14 protein-coding genes are annotated in these 17,333 nt (G+C 64.3%); 2 read left to right on the forward strand and 12 right to left on the reverse strand.

Annotated features, from left to right (window positions below):
* Nucleotides 1–3: 3 nt before the first annotated feature.
* Genes AC1RZR_RS29095 through AC1RZR_RS29105 form a run of 3 tightly spaced genes read right to left on the reverse strand, consistent with a single transcriptional unit; the run spans nucleotide 4 to nucleotide 3,120 of the window.
* The gene (locus AC1RZR_RS29095; protein WP_477273656.1) at nucleotides 4–840 is read right to left on the reverse strand and encodes a carbohydrate ABC transporter permease; all 837 of its coding nucleotides are present in this window, start codon (nucleotides 838–840) and stop codon (nucleotides 4–6) included.
* Entirely contained in the window at nucleotides 837–1,769 is a 933-nt protein-coding gene (locus AC1RZR_RS29100) for a carbohydrate ABC transporter permease (protein WP_477273654.1), read from the reverse strand. Before AC1RZR_RS29100 ends, AC1RZR_RS29095 begins: the two co-directional genes overlap by 4 nt.
* A 4-nt stretch (nucleotides 1,770–1,773) precedes the next feature.
* Nucleotides 1,774–3,120, reverse strand: coding sequence for an ABC transporter substrate-binding protein (locus AC1RZR_RS29105; protein ID WP_481826764.1), 1,347 nt, complete (start codon nucleotides 3,118–3,120; stop codon nucleotides 1,774–1,776).
* A 201-nt stretch (nucleotides 3,121–3,321) separates the two neighbouring features.
* Here AC1RZR_RS29105 and AC1RZR_RS29110 point away from each other — a divergent pair, with 201 nt between their 5' ends.
* Both AC1RZR_RS29110 and AC1RZR_RS29115 read left to right on the forward strand, forming a co-directional pair.
* Nucleotides 3,322–4,455: a Gfo/Idh/MocA family protein gene (locus AC1RZR_RS29110; RefSeq protein ID WP_481826765.1), complete on the forward strand. Its 1,134-nt coding sequence runs from the start codon at nucleotides 3,322–3,324 to the stop codon at nucleotides 4,453–4,455.
* A gap of 10 nt (nucleotides 4,456–4,465) precedes the next feature.
* Nucleotides 4,466–5,410 carry an alpha/beta hydrolase gene (locus tag AC1RZR_RS29115; RefSeq protein WP_481826766.1) on the forward strand — a complete coding sequence of 315 codons (945 nt, stop codon included), beginning with the start codon at nucleotides 4,466–4,468 and terminating at the stop codon, nucleotides 5,408–5,410.
* A 10-nt stretch (nucleotides 5,411–5,420) separates the two neighbouring features.
* On the opposite strand, the gene AC1RZR_RS29120 is transcribed toward AC1RZR_RS29115, so the two are convergent.
* The 9 genes from AC1RZR_RS29120 to AC1RZR_RS29160 all read right to left on the reverse strand — a co-directional run bounded on the left by AC1RZR_RS29120 (nucleotide 5,421) and on the right by AC1RZR_RS29160 (nucleotide 17,315).
* Complete coding sequence (locus AC1RZR_RS29120; RefSeq protein WP_481826767.1) at nucleotides 5,421–6,455, reverse strand: LacI family DNA-binding transcriptional regulator; 1,035 nt, start codon at nucleotides 6,453–6,455, stop codon at nucleotides 5,421–5,423.
* Nucleotides 6,456–6,644: 189 nt separating this feature from the next.
* Nucleotides 6,645–8,171 (reverse strand): zinc-binding dehydrogenase, encoded by a 1,527-nt coding sequence (locus tag AC1RZR_RS29125; RefSeq protein ID WP_481826768.1) that lies wholly within the window; start codon nucleotides 8,169–8,171, stop codon nucleotides 6,645–6,647.
* A 9-nt stretch (nucleotides 8,172–8,180) separates the two neighbouring features.
* A complete protein-coding gene (locus tag AC1RZR_RS29130; protein WP_481826769.1) occupies nucleotides 8,181–8,618 on the reverse strand; it encodes an SRPBCC family protein in 438 nt (145 codons plus the stop codon).
* A 68-nt stretch (nucleotides 8,619–8,686) separates the two neighbouring features.
* On the reverse strand, nucleotides 8,687–10,873 hold the full coding sequence (locus AC1RZR_RS29135) for a flotillin domain-containing protein (protein ID WP_481826770.1): 2,187 nt from the start codon (nucleotides 10,871–10,873) through the stop codon (nucleotides 8,687–8,689).
* Nucleotides 10,874–10,962: 89 nt separating this feature from the next.
* Nucleotides 10,963–13,188, reverse strand: coding sequence for an ABC transporter permease (locus tag AC1RZR_RS29140; protein WP_481826771.1), 2,226 nt, complete (start codon nucleotides 13,186–13,188; stop codon nucleotides 10,963–10,965).
* A complete protein-coding gene (locus AC1RZR_RS29145) occupies nucleotides 13,181–13,966 on the reverse strand; it encodes an ABC transporter ATP-binding protein (RefSeq protein ID WP_477273636.1) in 786 nt (261 codons plus the stop codon). Before AC1RZR_RS29145 ends, AC1RZR_RS29140 begins: the two co-directional genes overlap by 8 nt.
* Nucleotides 13,967–13,992: 26 nt before the next feature.
* Nucleotides 13,993–15,240: an ABC transporter substrate-binding protein gene (locus tag AC1RZR_RS29150; protein WP_481826772.1), complete on the reverse strand. Its 1,248-nt coding sequence runs from the start codon at nucleotides 15,238–15,240 to the stop codon at nucleotides 13,993–13,995.
* Nucleotides 15,241–15,291: 51 nt separating this feature from the next.
* Nucleotides 15,292–16,317, reverse strand: coding sequence for a branched-chain amino acid ABC transporter permease (locus tag AC1RZR_RS29155; protein WP_481826773.1), 1,026 nt, complete (start codon nucleotides 16,315–16,317; stop codon nucleotides 15,292–15,294).
* Entirely contained in the window at nucleotides 16,314–17,315 is a 1,002-nt protein-coding gene (locus AC1RZR_RS29160; RefSeq protein ID WP_481829136.1) for a branched-chain amino acid ABC transporter permease, read from the reverse strand. Before AC1RZR_RS29160 ends, AC1RZR_RS29155 begins: the two co-directional genes overlap by 4 nt.
* Nucleotides 17,316–17,333: the final 18 nt, after the last annotated feature.

The raw sequence follows: 17,333 nt of genomic DNA on the forward strand, positions 1-17,333 counted from the left end.
CGTTCATTCCTTGACGCCGCCCTGGGTCAGGCCTTCGATGATGTGACGCTGGAAGAACAGCACCAGAAGGATCAAGGGCACGGTCACGACGGCGGAGGCCGCGGCGATATCGCCCCAGGGGACGTAATAGAGGTTGGTGAAGTTGGCGATGCCGACCGGGATCGTCTGCCGGTCGATGTTGGAGGTGAAGGCGAGCGCGAACAGGAATTCGTTCCACGCGGTGATGAAGGCAAGCAGGCCGGTGGTCACCAGGCTCGGCAGCGACATCGGCAGGATGATGCGCCAGAGCAGGCCGGGCACGCTGACGCCGTCCATGCGCGCCGCCTCGTCGATCTCGCGCGGCAGCGTCTCGAAATAACCGAACAGCACCCAGGTCACCAGTGGCAGGCCGAGCGCCAGGTAGGTGATGATCAGCGCCGTGTAGGTGTCGAGCAGACCGAGATTGGTGGCGACCAGATAGAGCGGTCCGACGAGCGCGATCTGCGGGAACATCGATACAGAAAGGATGACCATGAGGATGCCGAAGCGGCCCTTGATGTTGAGCCGCGACAGCGCGAAGGCGGCCAGCGAACCGACGAACAGGCACAGGAAGGTCGTCGCCAGCGAGACCACGAGCGAGTTCCAGACATAGCGGTGAAGCTGTTTCTCGACGAAGGCGTTGTAGTAGTGCTCCAGCGTGAAGGGATGCGGGATCAGCGACGGCGAGCCTGACGTCAATGCCTTGTCGAGCTGGAACGAGGTCGAGAACTGCCAGATGAACGGACCGCCCGACCAGACGAGAATCAGCAAGGCGCCGAGATAGATGATGACTGTTTGCAGCGGCGAGCGCGTGTCGTTCATTGCGCCCTCCTGATCTGGCGGATGAGGTACAGGCAGAACACCAGCGCGATGATGCCCTCGGTGACAAACATCGCCGTGGAGACGGCCGAGCCGTAGCCGAACTGCAGCGTCGAGAAGAGCACCTTGTAGGACAGCGTCGACAGCGTTTCGGTTGAATCGGCCGGGCCGCCGCCGGTCAGCACATAGACGAGATCGAAGACGCGGAAGGCATCGAGCGCGCGAAACAGGCCGGCGATCAGCAAGGTCGGCATCAGGAGCGGCAGACGGATATACCAGAAGGTGATCCAGCCCTTGGCGCCATCCATGCGCGCCGCCTCGATCAGTGAATTGGGCACGGTCTGCAACCCGGTCAGTAGCAGCAGCGCCATGAACGGCGTCGTCTTCCAGACATCGGCGATGATGATGGTGATCATCGCCGTGTCGGTGGAGCCGTACCAGTTGACATTCTGGTCGATCAGCCCGGCATGCAGAAGGATGTAATTGACGATGCCGTTCTGGCCGTCGAACAGCCAGCCGAACATCTTGGAGGTGACGACGGTGGGCATCGCCCACGGCACCAGCATGGCCGCGCGGACGAGGCCGCGCCCCTTGAAGGCTTCGCACAGGATGAGCGCCATGCCGAGCCCGATCACCGTCTCCAGCACGGTCGAGGCGGCGGTGAACCACATCGTGTGCCACCAGGCATTCCAGAACTGCGGGTCGCCCCACAGTTCCACGTAGTTGGAGAAGCCGGTGAAATCCTGTTCCTGCGTGATCAGCGAGGTGTTGGTGAGCGACAGGTAGAGGCCGTTGACGATCGGGTAGAAGGAAACCGACGCCAGCGACACGAAGGCCGGCGTCAGCAGCAGCAAGGCCCACAAGGCGCCCGGAAGCGCCTTGCCAGAGCGCCGCGGCCGGCCGATGCCAGGAATGGTGGCCGCCGCGGACATTGGTTCAGCCTACGATCTTGTTGATTTGCGCCGCCGTCGCGTCCATCTCGGCCTGGACGTTGCCCGAGACCAGCGCCTTGGAGATGCCGGACTGCAGGGCCAGCGTCACTTTCGCGTATTCGGGCGTGATCGGCCGCGCCGTGGCGCCGGTGAACACTTTCTCGAGGCTGGCCATGAATGGCTGTTCCTTCTTGATCTGTGCGTCCTGGAACAGCGCCGGCCGCGTTGGTGCGAGGCCGAAGTTCAGTGCGATGCGGTGCTGGGTCTCGGTCGACGATAGCCAGGTCAAGAGTTCGATCGCGGCTTCGCGCTGCTTCGAGTTGGCATTGACGCCCAGCTGGTAGCCGCCGAGGCAGGCCGAGCTCTTGCCGCCGGGGAACGACGGCAGCGGCGCGACACCGACCTTGTCGACCACCTGGGAAGCCTTGGCGTCCTGGGCGATCGGATAGACATAGGACCAGTTGCGCATGAACAACCCCTTGCCCGAGGTGAAGGGCTGACGCGACGGTTCCTCATCCCAGGATAGCACATCCTGCGGGCTGATCTTGTTGGTGACGATCGTGTCGTGCAGGAACTGGATCGCCTCCACCGCGCCCTTCTCATTAATCAGCGACGACTTGCCGTCGGGCGCCAGGATGGCGCCGTTGTTGGAGGTGATGATCTCGACCGCGTCGCAGACCAGAACCTCGGCCTGCTTGCCCTGCCAGAGATAGCCGAAATCGATATCGCCGGCCTTCTGCGCGGCGGCGGCAATGGTTGCCATATCGGCCCAGGTTTCCGGAACCTTGCCGCCATGCTTTTCCAGCACATCCTTGCGGTAATAGAACATGCCCGAATCCATGAACCAGGGAAGGGCGGTAAGCTTGCCGCCATAGGTACAGGCGTTGAGGGTTCCGGTGAAGTATGCGCTGCGCTTGTCGGCCGGGAAATACTCGTCCAGAGGCAGCGCCCATCCGGCGGCGGCAAAGCCGGCGATCCAGATCACGTCCTGGCTGAAGACGTCAGGCGTGCCGGTGCGGCGGGCGAGCTGCTGGACCAGACCCTGGTAGACCTCGGTCGAGGAGCTCGGCGGCGGCAGTTCGATGTTCTTGACCAGGATACGGTCCTGCGATTCGTTGAAAGCCTTGATCAGGTCGCCGAAGGTCTCCTTGCCGAAGAAGGCGGCGCTGGCAAACGAGATTTCGGCCCGGCTCTGTGCCCGAGCCCGGCCAATGCCGAGCGAGGTTCCCGCTCCGAGCGCCGCCGCGCCGAGAAGGCCGGCGGAACCGATGAGAAATTGCCGGCGATCGGCAATGGTGACATGCCCAATCGACTTGGAGCCGCTGCGCGGCCCCTTCCTTGACTCGTTCATTTGTAGTCCTCCCAGAGTTGACGGCAGCCATTCCCGCCCGTCCAACTTCGCACATGATTTATAAAAAATTGTCGCGCGTCAAGAATTAAACTGCATAATGGCGCATCAATGTGCTCATGCCGTGTGCGAAGTATCGCCACGTGGACGAAGAATCGCCGATCCGGCATGGAGAATGACGGACGGCGGCCGACTGGAGGAATAATGGAAAAGCTTGGTGTAGGGGTCATAGGCTGCGGCAACATCGCCATGACCTACATGCGCAACGCAGCACTTTTTGGCGGCGTGGAATTGAAGGCCTGCGCCGACATCTCGGCGGACGCGGCCGCCCTGCGGGCGCGGGAATACGGCATCCGGGCCATGGGCGTCGATGCCCTGCTTGCCGATCCCGAAATCGGCCTCGTTCTCAACCTCACCATCCCCGCTGTGCATTTCGACGTCACGATGTCGGCGCTTTCGGCCGGCAAGCACGTCTTCACCGAAAAGCCGCTCGCCACTTTGGCTGCCGACGGGCAGCTTCTGGTCAGCGAGGCGAAGTCGCGCGGCCTGCTGCTCGGCTCGGCGCCCGACACTTTCCTGGGTGCCGCCGGTCGCCGGGCGCGCCGACTGATGGACGCCGGCGCCATCGGCCGACCGGTCACCGGCACCGCCTTCATGATGGGCCGCGGCATGGAGCACTGGCACCCCAATCCGCAATTCTACTACCAGCCAGGCGGTGGCCCGGTGTTCGACATGGGCCCCTACTATCTGACCATGCTGGTCAACCTGCTCGGTCCGGTCGAGCGCATCATGGCGATGGCGACGCGTGGCCAGGAGGAACGGCTGATCACCGCCGACGGGCCGTTCAAGAACACCACATTCAAGGTCGGCACGCCGACCAACGTGCTGTCGCTGCTTGAATTCCGCTCAGGCGCGACGGTCACTTTCGGCGCCTCGTGGGATGTCTTCCGCCACTCCAACCACCCGATCGAACTACACGGCACCGAAGGCTCGCTGCGCCTGCCCGATCCCGATACGTTCGGCGGAACCGTGTCGCTGTCCGAACGCGGCGCCGACTGGAAGGATTTCGCCAGCGAAGGCGACCTCTACGGCGCCCGCAACTGGCCTTATGCGGCGCCCGATCGCGCCAATTACCGCATGCTTGGCGTCGCCGATCTTGTGCGCTCGCTTCAAACCGGCAACGCGCCACGCGCCTCAGGCACCCTCGCCCTGCACGTGCTGGAAATCATGGAGGCTGTCCTGCATTCCGGGGAGAGACGGGGCTCGGTCGCGGTCGCGGGGGATGTCACCCAGCCTGCCCTGCTGACAGAGGAAGAGGCGAGCGACCTGCTGGCCTGAGGATATGACGATGACGCTTGACCAGGAGGCGCTGCGCGTCCTCGAAATCGGCCGTACGGCCGGTGGCGAGCCGTTCGAGACCGACAGCGTGGCGGCGGCGCGCGCCGCCTACAACGCTTCGTTCCCGACGCTACAAGGCGAGCAGGAGCCGACCGCTGCGACCTCGGAATTGCAGATCGACGGGCCGAACGGGCCCGTGACGATCCGCGTCCATCGCGGCGTCAGTGCGCCGCAAAGCGGAGCCCCGGCGCTGCTCTATCTGCATGGCGGCGGCTGGGTCGTCGGCAATCTCGATTCGCATGACGAGATCTGCCGCTGGCTGGCCAATCTCGGTGGCGCCGTCATTGTCTGTCCCGACTATCGCCTGGCACCTGACCATAGATTTCCCGCTGGGCTGGAGGATTGTCTGGCGGCACTGCGCTTCATGGCGGAGAACGCCGCCGAGCTCGGCATCCACCCGTCCCGCCTCGGCGTTGCCGGCGACAGCGCCGGCGGCAATCTCGCCGCCGTGCTGGCGCTGCTTACCCGCGATGGACTGGCGCCGTCGCTTGCCGCGCAGATCCTGATCTATCCGAACACCGATGCGCGGCAGATGGCCAACAGCTACCAACGCTTCGGCGACGGCTTCGGGCTTACGGCAACAACCATGGCCTGGTTCCGCGACCACTATGTGCGAACGCCGGACGACATCGTCGACTGGCGCGTCTCGCCTTTGCTGGCGCCCGATCTCGCCGGCGTAGCGCCGGCTTTCGTAGCACTTGCCGGCTGCGACATCCTTGCCGACGAAGGCGCGGCCTATGCAGCGCGGCTGCAAGCCGCAGGCGTCCCGCTGATCTTGCGGCGATGGCCGGGTCAGATCCATGGTTTCGTCTCGATGGGACGCCATACCCCCGCCGCGCGGCAAGCGGTTGCCGAGGCGGTGGCGGCCTGGCGCCGATTCGAGAAGGGTCGCTGACGGTGGCTGCTCAGGCCGACTGACGCATCACCAGGGTCGCGCCGAGCTTGACCGTGCGCGCCAAGTCCTTCTTTGGCGGGTTGGCCTCGTCCAGCAGGGCCAGAAGGATCTCGACGCTGCGGCCGGCCATGGCGGCGAAATCCTGCGCCATGGTGGTCAGTGCCGGACAAGTGTAGCGGCTCAATGGATGATCGTCATGCGCGGCAACACGCAGATCGCTGTCGGGCCTGCGGCCGATCTTCAGTCCGCGCGAGAACGCGGCCGCCATCACGCCAAAGGCGAGACGATCATTGGCACACAGGATCGTGCGGCCGGGCAGACCGCCAACATCGAGCGTCCTTTCCATCCATTCATGGCCGATGCGCTCGAAGTCCCAGGTATAGTCACGCGCCGCGTCGATGACGACAGGTTCCAAACCGGCGGCTTGCATCGTCGCGATGTAGCTTTGCAACCGCTCGCCCGAATTGTGGTTGACATGCGGAATGTCGACATAGACAGGCGGTTCTCCGGACCGGTTGAGATAGTCGACCATGGTCGACGTGCTCTGGTGGTTGTCGTTACCGACGAAAGGCGTGTCGTCCTCGATATAGGTGTCGAAATAGACGATCGGAATGTCCTGTCCGAGTTTGTCGAAAACACTCCGATCGGAGGCCAGGCCCAGCGGAGCGATGATCGCGCCGGCGACCTTCAGTGACAGCAGCGTCCTGACCGACTCCGCCTCCAGCTTCTGCGAGCCATGCGAGGAAATGACGATCGGCCAATAGCCCTCGTCGCGGCAGCGAAATTCAATGCGGCTGACCATCTCGGCATAGAACGGATCGGTGATCGTCGGCACGACGATGCCGATGTTGCGCGTGCGTTTGCGGTTGAGATTGCGGGCGAACAGGTTTGGCTGATAGTCCGAGGAACGCAACGCCGCTTCGATACGGGCGCGTGTCCCCGGCTTGACGCTCGCCGGATCGTCAAAATATTTCGACAGCGTCGGCCGGGACACACCACATGCCCGGGCGAAGTCATCCATCGTGCGGTGCGTCTTCTCCGCCATCGACTTCCCGATCCTCTTGCAGCGATCGCCGACCGAAACGATCGGCTGTCACCAGTCATGCGGCCCTTGTCCGGGAGCGGCAATGCTTGGCCGAACTTATCCAGTCAAATCTTCACAGTTTCCAATACAACCCAAAAACATTACGAGCGTCAAATTCTTTATTGACGCCCTGAAATTGGCGACCCTCAATCAAGGCTGCGGCAGCAGAACCAAGGCTCCCGTCGTGCGGCGGGATTCCAGATCGCGGTGCGCGTCGGCGGCGTTGGCAAGATCGTAGTGCGTCGGCGATTCAACCCCGACGATGCCTTGGCGAAGTGCGCCGAAAAACCTGGTGACGTGTGGCGTGAGCTTTTCCGGCGTGTCGGTGTAGTGGGCGTAGTTGGGCCGCGAAATGGTCAGCGACTTGGTGGCGAAGCGGCCGATGTCCCAATTGCCGACCGGCCCCGAGGCCTGGCCGAAACTGACGAGATGGCCGCGCACGGCAAGGGCCGCAATCGAACCGGCAAAGGTGTCGTTGCCGACCGCGTCGTAAGCGATATCGGCACCGGCGCCATTGGTCAGCCGCATGACGGCTTCAGCGAAATTCTCGCGAGAATAGACGATGACGTGGTGCGCGCCAAGGCGCTCGACGATGTGCGCCTTGTCGTCGTTGGACACCGTTGCGATCACCGTCGCGCCGAGGTGGCGCGCCCATTGCACCAGCAATTGGCCGATGCCTCCTGCCGCCGCATGAATGAGAACGATGTCGCCGCGCTTCACGACATGGACATCGTGCAACAGAAAACTGGCGGAAACCCCCTTGAGCAGGCCGGCGGCGGCGATCTCGTCCGAAATATCGTCGGAGAGATGGATCAGCAATTCGGGCGCCATGTTGCGCCGCTCACAATAGGCGCCAACCGGAGGACAGGCGTAGGCGACGCGGTCGCCGACGGCGAAGCCAGACACCGCAGAGCCAACCTGTTCGATAACGCCGGCTGCCTCCATGCCCGGCACGCCAGGCGGCTGCAACAGATCGAAAAAACCGGTGCGGCAATAGACATCGATGAAATTGACGCCGATCACCGTGTGGCGGATCCGGACCTCGTTCGGCGCTGGCGGCGGCAGGCCGATTTCCTTCAGCTGCAACTCCTCCGGTCCGCCATAGCGCTCGACGACGATCGCCCCGGTTGTCGCGGCCTGGCCCGGAGCAAGCGTTGACGTGCCACGCGGCAGGCTTGCCGACGGTATCGGCGCGGCAACCGCCCGAGGTGGTCTCGCATCGACCGGCGAGCCGACATTTCTGCGCCGCAGGAGATCGCGCACGGCCGCGAAGCCAGCCTGATAGATGCCTTCGGTGACCAACCTGACCAGCTCGTCGCGACGATGCGCGGGCGGGTTGAACTCGGAACGCCATTCCCAGAAGGTCGCGTTCCCGTCGGTCACCGGCTTCAGCCGCACCGAGGCGACATAGCCCATCAGCGGCAGCGGCGCTTCGAGCAGGCAATAGCTCAGCCTTCGGTCCTTGTCGGACAGCGCCAGCAATTGTTCGCGCAACTCGCCGCCGTCGGCGAGCCGGAAGTGACGCACCGAGCCTACCGCATCGACCGGCTCACCGCCCTCGATCTCACTGAAGGAAATTGCCGGGTGCCAGCGGTCATGGCCGTTGAAATCGCGCAGGATCGCCCAGACTTCGTCGATCGGTGCGTCGATGATCGTGCTCTGGCAAACCCTGACCATTGGCTGATGTCAGCGCCCGAACCGGTGTTTCAACGCGGTCAAGGCCGTCTGGAACACGCCGGTGCCGATCTGGTGCATAAGGGCCGCCTCCCGATCAGGCGCACAGTCGAACTCCGCTTGCCATTCGGCGAGCGTCAAATTGCCATCGGTGATCGGCGTCAGCGACAGGGTGGCGACATAGTTCTCCACCGCCATCGGGCTTTCCAGGATGGCGTAGCTGCAGGACAAATCGTAATCCGACAGCGCCAGCAGCCTTTCGCGAATGCGCCCGCCATCCCTGAGCGTGAAACTTCTGATGCAGCCGATCTGGTCGGCTTGTGCGTTCTGCTCGATGCGGCTCTCGGCAACGAACGGCGCCCAGCCCGGTAAACCATTGAAGTTGCGCACGACCTTCCAGACGTCCGCCGCCGGCGCGGGGATGACCGAGGAGACATAGACCTTGGTCATGTCAGGCAGCCGCCGGCATCATCGAGAACCGTCTGCCGCAACGCATCTGCAAACGTACGATCATCTGGTCAGTGGTCGCGGTCGTCATCGTCGTCCTTGGAGGCCTTGCCTTTGCCCTTCTTGTCGCGGGTCAGGCTCGCAATGTCCTTGGCGTCGCGCAGCACGTCGGTCATGCGGCCGAGCGAGCCGCCCTCGATGCCGATCTCCTTCATCAGATTGTCGATCATCGGCGCCTGCACGCGGTAGCGCAGCGCCGAGTCGATGACTTCGTCCGTGACGTTGCGGTTGCTGCCCTGGCCGCCGTTGATGCCGTCGACATGCAGGATCTTGATGCCTTCGATCTTCTCCATCGGCTTGACGCTCTCACGGATGATGCCCTCCATGTGGTCGAGCAGCTTGCCGCGCAGGCGCCCTGCCCGCGCGCCTTCGGAAAGGATGTTCTCGGCCTCGTTGAGCTGACGATGACCGGCCGCGTCGACCTCGTAGCGCTGGGCCGCGGCAAGGGCGTGGATCTTCTCAGACTCGGCCGAGGCCACGGCTGCGATTTTCTGCGCTTCAGCGAGGCTCTTCGCCGCCTTCATCTCGGCATCCGCGGCTGAGACTATGCGCAGGGCGTCACGCTCGGCTTCGCGTTGCGCGCCGATCAGATCGGTCAGCTTGCGGCGCTCGGCGATCTCGCGCTCACGGGCCGTGAAGGCCTGTTCCTCGGCCTGGATGGCCTTGGCGCGAACCGCTTCGGAAGCCGCGATCGCCGACGAACGCTCCTGCGTCTTCTTGGCGACGTCGATGGCCTTCTGGATTTCGGCAATCTCGATCGTCTGGTCGCGATCGACGCCAAGCTGGCGAATGTCGCGATCCTTGATCAGGCGCGCTTCCTCGATGCCGCGCTCGGTGGTGATGCGGGCGCGCTCGACCTCTTCGCCGGCTGAAATCTCGGCCTCCTCGAAGGCCTGGCGCTTGGCGATCTGCAGCGCTTCGAGATGCCGCTCCCGTTCAATCCGCACCTCGTCGACGACACGCTCCTGCGCGATCCGCGCCGTCTCGGTCGCCTGGTTCTCGACGATCTCGGCGCGGCGCTTTTCCGCCTCTGCCCTGGTCACCTCAAGCGCCTTTTCGGCGAGCGCTATCTGGCGCTCCAGTTCGGCGACCTCAAGCCGCTTCCTGCGCTCGATCTCGAGCTGGCTTTGCGTGCCCTCTCGCTCGATCCGGGCCTTCTCCAGCGACAGTTCGAGCGCGATCTGCTCGCGCTCGGTCAGCTCGCGCATCTTCATCTCGGTCTCGTCGAGCGAACGGCGGCGCGCGATCTCGCGGCGCTGCGTGTCTTCCTCGCTCTTGATGCGCTCCTCGGTGATGTTGCGCTCCTGGTTGAGACGCGATTTCTCGACGGCTTCGCGCGACGAAAGCTGTGCCTGCTCGGATTCCTGGTCGCGCAGCGCGCGATCGATGGCGAGCTCGGAGCGTTGCGCGGCACGGCGGATCTCGACTTCGCGCTCCTGTTCGAGGCGCGCATATTCGCTGTCGCGGTCGATCTCCAGCACCTTGCGCTGGGTGTCGAGATTCTGGTTGCGGATGTCGACCAGCGTGCGCTGCTCGATCTCGTTGCGCATCCGGCGACGGGTCTCGATCGATTCCGTCAGTTGCGTCAGGCCTTCGGCATCGAAAGCGTTGGACGGATCGAAATATTCAAGGCTGGTCTGGTCGAGATCGACGATGGCGACGCTCTCCAGCTCAAGCCCGTTGGCGGCGAGCGATTCCGAGGCGAGGCCGCGCACCTTCGCGGCATAGTCGCCGCGCAGTTCGTGCATCTCTTCCAGCGTCATCTGGGCCGCGACGGTGCGCAGGGCGCCGGCAAACTTGCCCTCCAGCAGTTCGCGCAAACTGTCGGGCTGCAGCGTACGGCGGCCAAGCGTCTGCGCGGCAGCGGCGACCAGTTCGCGGCTGGCGCCGACACGGACGAAGAACTCGGCGATCAGGTCGACGCGCATGCGGTTTTTGGTGATCAGCGCAAAACCATCCTCGCGGCGCACCTCGATGCGCAGCACATTCATGTTGACCGGGGTGATCTCGTGCAGCACAGGAATGACGAAGGCGCCGCCATTCACCACCACCTTCTCGCCCATGAAGCCGGTGCGCACGAACGCCGTCTCCTTGGTCGAGCGGCGATAGAGCCAGCGCAAGATGTAGACGGCGATCACCACGACGACTGCGGCAATGATCAGCCACAACAGGAAAGCGCCAAAGGTTTGCGCGTCCATGATCTATCCTCCCCAAGACAATACGGTCGGCACGGGGCGACCGGCAGTGTTTTCAAACATCCACCCGCACGGTGGCGAAGTCCAATTCTTCATGCCCGCCTCTGCAGCTTCGGCGTGATCGCATGGAACGCAGAGAGCACCGCGTCGACGAAAGGCGTATCGTTGATGTTCGCCCGCACCCGTTCGACATGGCGCAAAGGTGTGCGGCGAACCGTCTTCTCGATGGCCTCGAACAGCGCGTTGTCGGCCTCGGGATCGTGAAAAGGCTGACCGGGCGCATCGAGCATCGAGACGCCGCCTTCGGGCAGCAGGAAGCGCACCGGGCCATTCATGGCGTTGAGCCGCGCGCCGATCCATTCGCCGAAGGCGCGGTTCTCGTCGCGCGTGGTGCGCATCAGCGTGACGTTCGGATTGTGGATGACGAATTTGCGGCTGCGGAATTTCTCCGGCACGCTGTCGCGCGGGCCGAAATTGACCATGTCGAGCGCACCGGTCGAGCCGACATAGGGCAGTCCGGTGCGGATCGCAGCGCCGAAGCGATCCTCGGTCGCCGGGAACACGCCGCCGACGATCATGTCGGCCACTTCCGTGGTGGTCAGGTCGAGAAAGGCCGAAAGCAGCCTGGAATCGCCGAGATTTTCCATGGCGCGTCCGCCGATGCCGGTGGCATGGAAGACGAGGCAGTCATAGTCGGCTTCAAGCCGCTTGGTCACCGCTTGCACGGCGAGCGTGGTGACGCCGAACATGGTGATGCCGACAGCCGGCCGCGCCAGTTTGCGCTTTGCTTCCCACGCCTCGGCACTGGGCAGTTGGGCGACCATGCCGGCCATCGCATGCGCGGCATTGGACAGCACCTGTTCGGTGATCGAGTTCAGCCCCTGAACATCGGCGACCGAATGGAACATCATGATGTCGGCGCCGCCGACATATTTGGCGACATCGCCGGCCGCCACCGTCGAGACCATCAGCTTGGGGATGCCGACCGGCAGCACACGCATGCCTGATGTGGCCAGCGTGGTGCCGCCGGAGCCGCCGGCGGAGATGACGCCGCCGATGCGCGGCTCACGCTCGATCCAGCGGGCGAAGGCGTCCGCCATGGCGCTGACCGAGCCGCCGCGATCGTTGGTGAAAACGGCGGACGAGCCGCGTGGGTGCATGCCGGCCACCTGCATGGCGGGCACGTCGGCGCTGGTCGGCTTGCCCGATGTCGACAGATCGACGGTGCGCACCGGGATGCCCAGCGACTTCAGCCGGTCGGCGACGAAGCGCAATTCCTTGCCCTTGGTGTCGAAGGTGCCGACGACCAGCACTGTGCGGCCGATGCGCTCGGCAAAGGGAATGGCGAAGACCTTCTTCAAATCGACCTGCGGCGCTGCCTTGTCGACCGCCGCCTGACGCATCTCGGTGACCGGCACGTTCCAGCGGTTGGGCAAGTCGGTGACCGGACGATAGACGCCGCTCTGCGGCATCGGTTCGGCCGAGCCGGCGCCAGTGCGGTCGACACGATAGACCTCCGCCAGTTGTTGCTTTGCCTGGGCGGCTTCGGCCGGCGTGACGGGCGTTTCCTCGGCATGGCGGCCGACACCAAGCAGCCGCTGCTGCAATTCACGGTCGGCGGCGAGTGCCCTGGCGTCCATCAGCCGGTTGATGCGGCCGTTGACCATGATGGCGACCTGGTTCGACACCGCGGTCGCGACGCCGATGTTCTGTTCAATGACCAGAACCGCCATCTCGCCCTCGGCGGCGAGATCGACCAGCATCTGTTCGACCTGGTCGACGATGATCGGCGCCAGCCCCTCGGTCGGCTCATCCATGACCAGCAGCTTCGGGTCACTGAGCAGCGCGCGGGAGATCGCCAGCATCTGCTGTTCACCGCCTGACAATTGCGAGCCGCCGTTTGTCCGGCGTTCGGCCAGGCGCGGAAAAGTCTGGTAGACACGCTCGACCGTCCAGCTGGCATCGCGCCTGATACCACCAGCAAGCCGCAGATGTTCGTCGACGGTCAGGCTCGGCCAGACGCGGCGGCCTTGCGGCACATAGCCGACGCCGAGGCGGTGGATCTCATGCGGCTCGAAAGCGGTGATCTCGCGGCCGTCAAAACGGATCGAACCGGACTTCGCGCGCTTCAAGCCGACGATGGTGTTGCAGAGCGTGGACTTGCCCATGCCGTTGCGGCCGACCACCGATAGCACGCCGCTTTCCAGCGTCAGCGAAACGCCCTGCAACGCATGGCTTTCGCCGTAGAAGACCTGCAGGTCGTCTATCCTGAGGATAGCCTTGGCCGGTTTGCCGGAGGCGGTCTGGCGCTCAGCCATGCTTGCCCCCGAGATAGATCTCCTGGACCTCGGGATCGGCCTCGATCTCCTGCGGCGTGCCTTCCTTGAACAGCCGGCCATTGTGCATCATCGACACATATTCCGACACGCGCAGGGCAACGTCGAGATCGTGTTCGATGATGATGTAGCCGATGTGTTTCGGCAGCGCGTTGAGGATGGCGACGAGGTCGCGGCGTTCGGTCGGCGAAAGGCCGGCCGCCGGCTCGTCGAACAAGATGAAGCGCGGTGCACCGGCCAACGCCAGCGCGATCTCCAGCTGGCGTTGCTGGCCATGGCTCAGCGTCGCCACCAGAGTGTCGCGATAGGCTTCGAGATGCACGGCGTTGAGGATCGATTCCGCCTGCACCATGTTGACGTCGGTGACCGTCGGGCGCAGCAGCGAAAACCGCCGGCGCGAGACGCCACGGCAAGCGAGAAAGATGGAATCGAGGACCGACAGGCCTTTGAACAATTGCGAAATCTGATAGGTGCGCCGCAGTCCGCGGCGGATGCGCTCATGCGGCGGCAGATCGGTGATGTCCTCGCCGAAGAAGCGGATGCGCCCTGCCGTCGGCAGGAAATCGCCGGTCACGGCATTGAACAGGGTCGTCTTGCCGGCGCCGTTGGAGCCGAGGACCGCGCGCCGTTCACCGGCCGCGATCCTCATAGTGATGCCCGAGAGCGCCACCAGCGCCCCGAAATGCCGCGCCACGCCATCGAGCTCCAGCGCATAGGCGCCGGTGCTCTGGAGACGGTTTGCTGAGAAGCTTTCGGTCACTGGCGCTACACTCGAATTCCGATGTGTTACGGGCAGCTCGGATTGTCGCGGTTGACCGCACCGAGTTTCATGAACTCGTCTTCGGGAATGCCGAGCGTCTGGTTGACCTGCGGCACGACCTTGACCAGCTTGTTGAGGAGATTGCCGTCGGCACCTTCAGTGACTTCGGTCAGGAAGATGTCGGCAATGGCGTTGCGGTTCTTGTCGAGCGACACCTTGCCGGTCGGCGTGTCGAAGGACAGTTTCGACAGCGCATCGCGCAGCTTCTTGCCACCATCGGAGACATCGCCGCCGACCTGGTCGAGGCCGAGCAGCGTCGCCTTCATGTTGACATAGTAGCCATGGGCGAAGAGCGAGGGCGAGGGAAACGCGCCTGGCTGCTTCTTGTAGGCCTCGACGAACGTCTTCCAGGCCGGCGCGTCATTGGTGTCTGCCGTCGGCCCGGCCGAGGGTGTGCCCTTCAGCACGTCGCGCAGCTTGCCTTTCGAGGTCAGCACTGTCTGGTCAACGGTAATCGAACCGCCGATCAGCGGTGCGGAGCCGCCGCCCTGCTGGTACTGGGTCAGGAAGTTGACGGCGTCGGCGCCGCCGAGCGCGACGTAGATCGCATCGACGTCTTCCGGGATCGCCGCGATGACCGAAGAAAAGTCCTTGTTGCCGATCGGCACCCAGGACTTCGACGGCACGTGGCCGCCGGCCTTGCAGAACTCGGCCATGAAGCCGAACACCTGCGTGTAGGGGAAGGAATAATCCTCGGCGACGGTGGCGACCTTCTTGTAGCCCTTGTCCTTGAAGGCATAGGTGCCGAGGCCGGCCATCCACTGGGCGCCATCGGTCGAGAAGCGGAAGAAATTTTCCGCCGGATCGCGCAGCGTGGTGTCCTGTGCGGCCGAGGTGCCGTTGATGAAGGTCACGTTCGGCTGCGTCTTGGCGTAGTCCTTGACCGCGAGGCCTTCGTCGCCCGAAAGCGGACCGACCAGCACCTTGACGCCGTCCTGCTCGACCAGCTTGCGCGCGGCGCGCACGGCGCTGTCGGGCGACGCGTCGGACGAGCCCTTGACGATCTCGATCTTCTTGCCGGCGACGGTGCCGTTCATCTCGGCAACCGCCGTCATGGCGCCGCGCTCACCGTCCTCGCCGAGCACCGTGAACGGTCCCTCGAAGGTGGCGAGCAGGCCGATCTTGATGGTGTCGTCGGCGGCGAGCGCCATCGAAGAGGCGGTCAGCCCGGTGAACACCGCCAGGGCCAGCATTGTACGTCTATGCATCCTCATGATTTTTCCTCCCGTTGATTTCGTTTTGCAGTGGTTCATCCGTTCCGGCCGCTACGAGCCGGGACGCAAGGACTCCTGGGCAAGATGTGGCTTGATCCTCCCCCACAACCCAAGAATTCCATCCGGTGAGACGAAGACGATCACCAGGAACACCATGCCGATCAGCGTGTTGAAACGCTCGGCACCGACGATGTCGATGGCGAAGGTCTGCATCAGGACGACGACGATCGCGCCGAGAAATGGCCCGATCGGATGGCGAAGGCCGCCGATGACGGCAATGATCAGCACGTCGATCGCGGCATCGACGCCGATGGTGCCCGGCGAGACGCGGCCGTTGAACCAGACCAGCAGCACGCCCGCCAGTCCGGCGATGACGCCGGCCAGCAGCCAGGCGAAGACCTTGTGCGCGGTGACGTGATAGCCAAGCGCGCGCATGCGGCGCGGATTGTCGCGGATCGCCTGCAAGGTCATGCCGAAGGTTGAGCGCGAACCGTAGAGCACGGCTGCGTAGGACAGCACCGCCAGACCGAGGCAAAGGTAGTAGAAAGGCCGGGGATCGCGCCAGTTGAGGCCCCAGAACGCCGGGGCGCGGATGCCGGCGTAGCCGGAATGGCCGTTGAAGATGGCGTAGTTCTGCTGGGCGAAATAGTAAGTCGCGGTGGCGATCGCCAGCGTGATCATGATGGTGTAGATGCCCTCGGTGCGCACCGAGATCCAGCCGATCAGCGCTGAGGCCAGTGCCGCCGCAACAACCGCGAAGGGCACTGCGAGCCACCACGGCCAGCCGAAGCCCAGGACGTTGGAATTGTTGTTGCCGAGGATGGCGATGGCGTAGGCGGCAATGCCGGCGACCGTGATCTGCGCCAGGCTGACCATGCCGCCATAGCCGGCGAGCAGCATCAGCGACAGACCCAGCATGCCGAAGACCAGGGAATACCCGCCGATCTGGGTCAGGAAGAAGTCCGACGCCACCAGCGGGTAAAGCACAAGTGCTGCGGCAAGGATTATGTGGCCGGCGCCGAGCTTCTCCAGCCAGTTCTGTTGCGTCGCGCTGCCGGTGGCGATGGCCAGGCTCATCTCGCCTTCCCCATGATGCCTTGCGGCCGGACCGCCAGCGTCACCACCATGATGACGAAGGTGAGCACGATGCCGTAGGTCGGGAAGTAGACGAGGCCGATCTGTTCGGCGAGGCCGATCAGCAGCGCGCCGATCGCGGCCCCTGAAATCGAGCCCATGCCGCCGACGATGACGACAACCAGCGAGGCCAGGAGGTAGCGGACATCCTCGCCGGGCGCGACGGAAAGCGCTGAACCCCCGACGACACCGGCAAAGCCGGCAAGCCCGGCGCCGACGGCAAAGACGATGGCGAACACCGCATGCACATTGACGCCGGACGCCTGCAGCATGGCGCGATCGTCGACGCCGGCGCGGATCATCATGCCGACGCGTGTCCGGTGCAGCATCAGCCAGAGGCCGACGCCGATGACGATGGCCGCCGCCAGCACGACGACACGGTAGAGCGGATAGGTGAGAAAGACCGAGGCACCGTTGGAGCGCACCGCGGTGATGATCGGGAGCGTCAGGGCGCCGTCGAGCCATTCGGGCGTGGTGATCTGATAGGTGCCGCCAGCCCAGACTGCCAGCATCAGGTCGGCGGCGACGATCGAGATGCCGATGCTGACCAGGGTCTGGCGCAGGTCGTCACCCTCCAGGCGGCGGAAGACGAAGACCTGCATGACGACCCCGACGAGGGCCAGCACGGCGAAGCCGGCGGCGACGCCAAGCAGCCAGTAGCCGGTGCGGTTGGTGACCTCGTAGCCGATATAGGCGCCGAGCAGATAGAGCGAGCCATGCGCCAGATTGACGTTGCGCATCAGGCCGAAGATCAGTGTGAAACCGCTGGCGACAAGGAAATACAGGCCGGCCAGCGTGATGCCGTTGAGGATGGCGCTGACGAAAGCCTTCTTCGAGATCAGGATCGCGTTCAGCCAGTCCGGCCACACGGCAAAGACCAGCCATGCGATGACGGCGGCGGCAAGCAGGCCGACGAGACCCCGGGCCTGCCGCCCGGTCATGCCGCTGCCGGCAAGCGG

The sequence above is a fragment of the Mesorhizobium bavaricum genome (assembly GCF_056781655.1).

What these genes read in the sequence shown, in the direction of transcription:
- AC1RZR_RS29095 (WP_477273656.1), bottom strand. Translation starts at nt 840, where the DNA reads ATGAACGACACGCGCTCGCCGCTGCAAACAGTCATCATCTATCTCGGC.
- AC1RZR_RS29100 (WP_477273654.1), bottom strand. Translation starts at nt 1,769, where the DNA reads ATGTCCGCGGCGGCCACCATTCCTGGCATCGGCCGGCCGCGGCGCTCT.
- AC1RZR_RS29105 (WP_481826764.1), bottom strand. Translation starts at nt 3,120, where the DNA reads ATGAACGAGTCAAGGAAGGGGCCGCGCAGCGGCTCCAAGTCGATTGGG.
- AC1RZR_RS29110 (WP_481826765.1), top strand. Translation starts at nt 3,322, where the DNA reads ATGGAAAAGCTTGGTGTAGGGGTCATAGGCTGCGGCAACATCGCCATG.
- AC1RZR_RS29115 (WP_481826766.1), top strand. Translation starts at nt 4,466, where the DNA reads ATGACGCTTGACCAGGAGGCGCTGCGCGTCCTCGAAATCGGCCGTACG.
- AC1RZR_RS29120 (WP_481826767.1), bottom strand. Translation starts at nt 6,455, where the DNA reads ATGGCGGAGAAGACGCACCGCACGATGGATGACTTCGCCCGGGCATGT.
- AC1RZR_RS29125 (WP_481826768.1), bottom strand. Translation starts at nt 8,171, where the DNA reads ATGGTCAGGGTTTGCCAGAGCACGATCATCGACGCACCGATCGACGAA.
- AC1RZR_RS29130 (WP_481826769.1), bottom strand. Translation starts at nt 8,618, where the DNA reads ATGACCAAGGTCTATGTCTCCTCGGTCATCCCCGCGCCGGCGGCGGAC.
- AC1RZR_RS29135 (WP_481826770.1), bottom strand. Translation starts at nt 10,873, where the DNA reads ATGGACGCGCAAACCTTTGGCGCTTTCCTGTTGTGGCTGATCATTGCC.
- AC1RZR_RS29140 (WP_481826771.1), bottom strand. Translation starts at nt 13,188, where the DNA reads ATGGCTGAGCGCCAGACCGCCTCCGGCAAACCGGCCAAGGCTATCCTC.
- AC1RZR_RS29150 (WP_481826772.1), bottom strand. Translation starts at nt 15,240, where the DNA reads ATGAGGATGCATAGACGTACAATGCTGGCCCTGGCGGTGTTCACCGGG.
- AC1RZR_RS29155 (WP_481826773.1), bottom strand. Translation starts at nt 16,317, where the DNA reads ATGAGCCTGGCCATCGCCACCGGCAGCGCGACGCAACAGAACTGGCTG.
- AC1RZR_RS29160 (WP_481829136.1), bottom strand. Translation starts at nt 17,315, where the DNA reads ATGACCGGGCGGCAGGCCCGGGGTCTCGTCGGCCTGCTTGCCGCCGCC.